This window comes from Candidatus Synechococcus spongiarum (assembly GCF_900047545.1).
Classification (GTDB): Bacteria; Cyanobacteriota; Cyanobacteriia; order PCC-6307; family Cyanobiaceae; genus Synechococcus_B; species Synechococcus_B spongiarum_C.
Genome location: NZ_FITM01000155.1, coordinates 1 through 4375, shown reverse-complemented (window position 1 = coordinate 4375; position 4375 = coordinate 1). Strand labels below are relative to the sequence as shown.

General features: G+C 58.5%; 6 protein-coding genes. 3 read left to right on the top strand and 3 right to left on the bottom strand.

The features are described from left to right. Positions 1-157: 157 nt before the first annotated feature. Positions 158-1957, top strand: a complete 1800-nt coding sequence (locus FLM9_RS06630) for a peptide ABC transporter substrate-binding protein (protein ID WP_074457832.1) — start codon at positions 158-160, stop codon at positions 1955-1957. Here FLM9_RS06630 and FLM9_RS06625 read toward each other — a convergent pair. Then, complete coding sequence (locus tag FLM9_RS06625) at positions 1916-3049, bottom strand: ABC transporter ATP-binding protein (RefSeq protein ID WP_257243041.1); 1134 nt, start codon at positions 3047-3049, stop codon at positions 1916-1918. The two genes, FLM9_RS06630 and FLM9_RS06625, sit on opposite strands and share 42 nt — an antisense overlap. A gap of 43 nt (positions 3050-3092) precedes the next feature. Between FLM9_RS06625 and FLM9_RS06620 the strand changes: the two genes are divergently transcribed. Next, complete coding sequence (locus FLM9_RS06620) at positions 3093-3320, top strand: DUF8665 family protein (protein ID WP_074457831.1); 228 nt, start codon at positions 3093-3095, stop codon at positions 3318-3320. A 17-nt stretch (positions 3321-3337) separates the two neighbouring features. Here FLM9_RS06620 and FLM9_RS06615 read toward each other — a convergent pair whose 3' ends face one another. Next, positions 3338-3595 (bottom strand): hypothetical protein, encoded by a 258-nt coding sequence (locus tag FLM9_RS06615; RefSeq protein WP_074457830.1) that lies wholly within the window; start codon positions 3593-3595, stop codon positions 3338-3340. A gap of 184 nt (positions 3596-3779) precedes the next feature. Between FLM9_RS06615 and FLM9_RS08225 the strand changes: the two genes are divergently transcribed. Beyond that, entirely contained in the window at positions 3780-3923 is a 144-nt protein-coding gene (locus FLM9_RS08225) for a DUF8642 family protein (protein ID WP_180365327.1), read from the top strand. On the opposite strand, the gene FLM9_RS06610 is transcribed toward FLM9_RS08225, so the two are convergent. Next, positions 3920-4375: ROK family protein (locus tag FLM9_RS06610; RefSeq protein WP_143324640.1), on the bottom strand; the 456-nt coding region annotated here is incomplete at its 5' end. The genes FLM9_RS08225 and FLM9_RS06610 overlap by 4 nt on opposite strands.

Genomic DNA, 4375 nt, shown 5'->3' with positions numbered 1-4375 from the left:
TGAGAAGCCTTGTGCCAACTGGGCTTTTGCACTCGGCTGGGCGGCGACTTCGTCATCTTCCAGGTTTTCCGCAAGAGAAGCTCCCATCCCATCCCCTTATCCGGAATTCGGACTGTGGTAAGTTCGCCGCTCATGCTTAAACGGTGAGTGGTGGCCCATGAAACCCTTTGCTGCACTGTCCCTCCTGCTGGCGATTGCCACATCCATGGGGAGTAGCGTTTCCGGGGGCGCCATGGCTCAGACCGGGACCATCAATGGAAGCGAGTCAACAGATTCCTCCTCCGGGGGAAGCACCCTGACGCTACATTATTGGCAGGCCCCGTCTCTTCTGGTTCCCTATCTCTCGGATGGAGACAAGGACGCGGAAGCAGCTTCCCTGAGCCTTGAACCCCTGGCCAATTATGGACCGGATGGTCAACTGGTTCCCCGACTTGCCACGGTGATTCCCACCCGCGCCAACGGTGGCATTAGTGCTGATGGTCGCACGGTCACCTGGAATCTCAAGAAGGGGGTGCGCTGGTCTGACGGCACTACCATGACAGCGGAGGATGTTATTTTCACCTGGAAATATTGCACGGCCCACGACTCCGGCTGTCAACAACGGCATGCCTTTAACAACGTGGCTGCCGTCAAGGCTGTGGATCCCCACCAAGTCCGGATTGAGTTCATCCAACCCCAGGCCTACCCCTACTCTGTCTTTACAGGGGCAGCTATGCCCATCCTTAGTCAGCACCAGTTTGGCGACTGTCTGGGGGTGGTGGCCCGCGCCTGTGCTGAAGAACGGCTTCCCCTGGGAACGGGTCCCTACAGTGTCACCGAGTTCACGGTCAACCAGGATGTTACCTACGTCAGAAATCCTTTCTTCCACGGCCCACAGCCTTATTTTGATGATGTGCTGTTAAAAGGGGGCGGCACGGCTCTGGATGGCGCACAGGCTGTTCTGGAGGAGGGGACAGCGGACTACGGCTGGAACGTGCAGGCGGAGTACCAGGTGTTGCGAGAGTTGGAAGCCGAAGGTCCGGGGCGGCTGGCTGTTGCCTTTGGCAGCCTGGTGGAGCGCATTTACATCAATCAGACTAACCCGAACCAGACCCTAGCTGAGCAGCGATCAGAGTACAATAATGGCCAGAATCCTCATCCTTTCCTCACGTTTCCACCCATTGTTCAGGCCATGTCCATGGCCATTGATCGCAAGATGATTACAGATCAACTCTATGGATTTGCGGGTCGGCCTGAATGTAATGTCATTGCAGCGCCACCTGATTATGTTTCAACAGCAAATGATACTTGCTTGATACAAAATATTACAGGAGCCAATGCTCTTCTTGATGCCCATGGTGTGGTTGACCATGATGGTGACGGCATTCGTGATTATCGGGATGTTCCTCTGCACATCACGTTTCAAACCTCAGCCAATGCTGTACGCGAGGCTACCTATAATCTGCTCCAGGATTGGTGGCAGCAGATTGGCATCTCCACAGACCTGGTTCAACATGATGCAAGCGTCTTCTTTGGCGGCGATCCGGTTCTGCAGAAAGGCCAGACTTATGTTCGCTTCTTTGCAGATGCTCAAATGTTTGCAAATAGTATTGCAATCGACCCGGAACAGTCTTTGTTCCGTGGGCTTTGTAGCGCGATCCCGGAATCTGAAAACAGATGGACAGGCGGTAACATCAGTCGGGCCTGTAACGAAAATTACGACGCACGCTTTGAGCAACTGCGCAAAACGCCAATCGGGCCTGAGCGCCAGCACCTAGTGAAGCAGCTCAATGACCTGGTCATTCAACAGGGCTATGAAATCCCTCTGGTCAATCGTGGCATCACGTCTGCTGTCGCCAAAAGCCTACGGGGGTTTAAGGCCAACCCATGGGATAGCCAGCTCTGGAATGTTGCCCAGTGGTTTCGTGTAGAACCTTCAGACCGGGATCAGGGGGAGTCGCTGGGGATAAAGCAGTAGCTCAGCGGCTGGATCAATGCTGACAACGCAGCGCTGATGCAGGGTCAAGGCATTGTTCAGAGGCCGGCGGAGCTTGAGGGTCAATTGGTTCAGTTGAATGCGATACAGCCACACTCGGCCCAGAAATTCCCGACAGACGACGCTGCCCGGACCCTTGACATCAGCCTGCAGTTTCAGTTGCTCCGGCCGCAACAACACCTGCAACGGCGTGTTCGGGTCAACGGCCGTGGCGCCCGATGGACAGCGCAGCATTCCCAGAGGCGTGCTCACGGTCTGTTCATCCATCCGCTGGGCGGGCAATAGGTTGGCCTGCAACACAAAGCTGGCCACAAACCCTGTGGTGGGGGCCTTCACCAGTTGCTGGGGCGGGGCACACTGCTCCAGATGGCCCCCATTGAGCACGGCGACACGGTCACAGATGGCCAGCGCTTCCTCGGGATCATGGGTCACCATCAAACCGGTGGCGCCGCAACACGCCAGCACACCGGGGAGTTCACTGCGCAAGTGGAGTCGCACTTCCACATCCAGATTGCTGAAGGGCTCATCCAGCAACACCAGGGAGGGGGTAGGCGCCAGGGCACGGGCCAAGGCCAGCCGCTGCCGCTGGCCACCGGACAGCTCATGGGGATAGCGCTTCTCAAGCCCCCCCAGGCCCACCAGCTCCAGCAGCCAGTGGGCCCGACTCGGATCCTGGCCCATGCCCAAGCCAAAGCAGGCGTTGTCCCAGACGGAGAGATGGGGGAACAGGGCATCGTCTTGAAACACCATGCCAATATTCCGCCGCTCCGGTGGCCGTAGACGTGTGGGACCGGACACCTCCTGCCCATCCAGGAGAATCTGTCCCCTGCAGGGCTGGTCGAATCCGGCAATCAGACGCAGCAGGCTGGTTTTACCACAACCGGACGGGCCAAGGAGCCCCACCAGTTCCCGCTCCTGTAGTTGCAAGTCAATGCCTTGCAGAACCCATGGGGCCCCGTTGCCCCCAAACCGGTGCCACAGCCCTTCCACCTGCAACCGCTTTTGACCTGGTTGGACCACCCTTTCACTCCCAAGCAAGGAGGGGTTGGGTTGATCCATTGCGGCACGTGTCAAGGCTGACTCTAGCCTAGGCTCTCCATCATTTGGTCGTCAACCAATGGACCCCAGCCGCCAGTTGTATGACGCCATTCGTCAAGACCGTCAACTCACGGCCTCCCTCTACCGCCAGGCACTCAATGACCCGGGCGGCACCGTGAAACGCCTAGTGGACCTTGCCGCGGAGCGGGGCCTCTCCGTTTCGGTGGAAGACGTGCGCCGCTTTGTAGCCGAGTTGGAGGATCCCGGTAGCCGCCGCTGGTTGGATAAGGCCCGCGGGGGCCTTTAACGGCTTGGAGTCCCGGCTCATGTCCCGGTGGTGGGGGGCCTGCCCATGGCAAGGCCCACCTCCTCATCCCCCAGCGGTGCATGGTGGACGGCCTGGGAGCTGGGGCGTTGACGATTTTGAGCGCCGCCGCCGCCAGCCCAGCTAAAAAATAACCAATAACTCACCATGGCCAGACCCACAGCCACAACGATGGCGGAGATCTGCTCCAGTCGTTTGAGCACCTCCTTACCACCAGGCAGCTTCAAGCCTATGGCATGATATGGCTGTTTTTCCATGGGCAGTACACCACGTCCTGGTCAGGATCCTTCAGGGACGGTGCATCAGCTTCAAGGGAACGTGGCGCAATCATTCGCAATGGAAATCTAGGCAACAAGACTTATTTTTCTTGTGAGGAAAGCAAGATCTCCGTAGTTTGGGTGCATCCAGTCCATTTCATTTCCTGGAGGAGGCACCGACCCCATGCAACACACAGAACAACAGGTGGAGCGCTGGGACTCCATTGAGCAATATTTCATCTGCATTTCTGAATGCTCCCTCCACGACGGCGAGTGTGTGACCCACTGCGTCGAGGCGCTCAAAACCCAGCAAACCGAGTCCGGCTAACCAGGACGTTCAAGGTGGTCCAGGGCGAGGCGGGCCGCACCAGCCCGTCCCGCCCCGTTACCCAATGCACAGGGCAGGATGACCAGGTCTTGACGAAACATTGGCAGCAGCCGCTGCCGCAACTCCTGCTCCAGCGCGGTGCGGAAATAAGACAACGCCCCGGCAATTCCTCCCCCCAGAAGGATGCGCTCCGGTGTAAAGAGATATGCCAGCGACGCGATACCCATCCCCAAGCGGCGTCCGTAGGTTTGCCAATGGGCAAGGGCTGTTTGCTCCTGTTGAGCGGCGCGCTCAGCCAGGGCGGCAGGCTCCAGGCCCGAGAGGCGCTTGAGGGCGGCAATGGAGCAGTGTTGCTCCAGGGAGCCCCGGTTGCCGCTGTTGCAGGGGGGACCAGAGGGGTCTAGGAGGATCAAGCCGGGCTCCGTGGCAATTCCCAAGCGCCCCGTCAACAA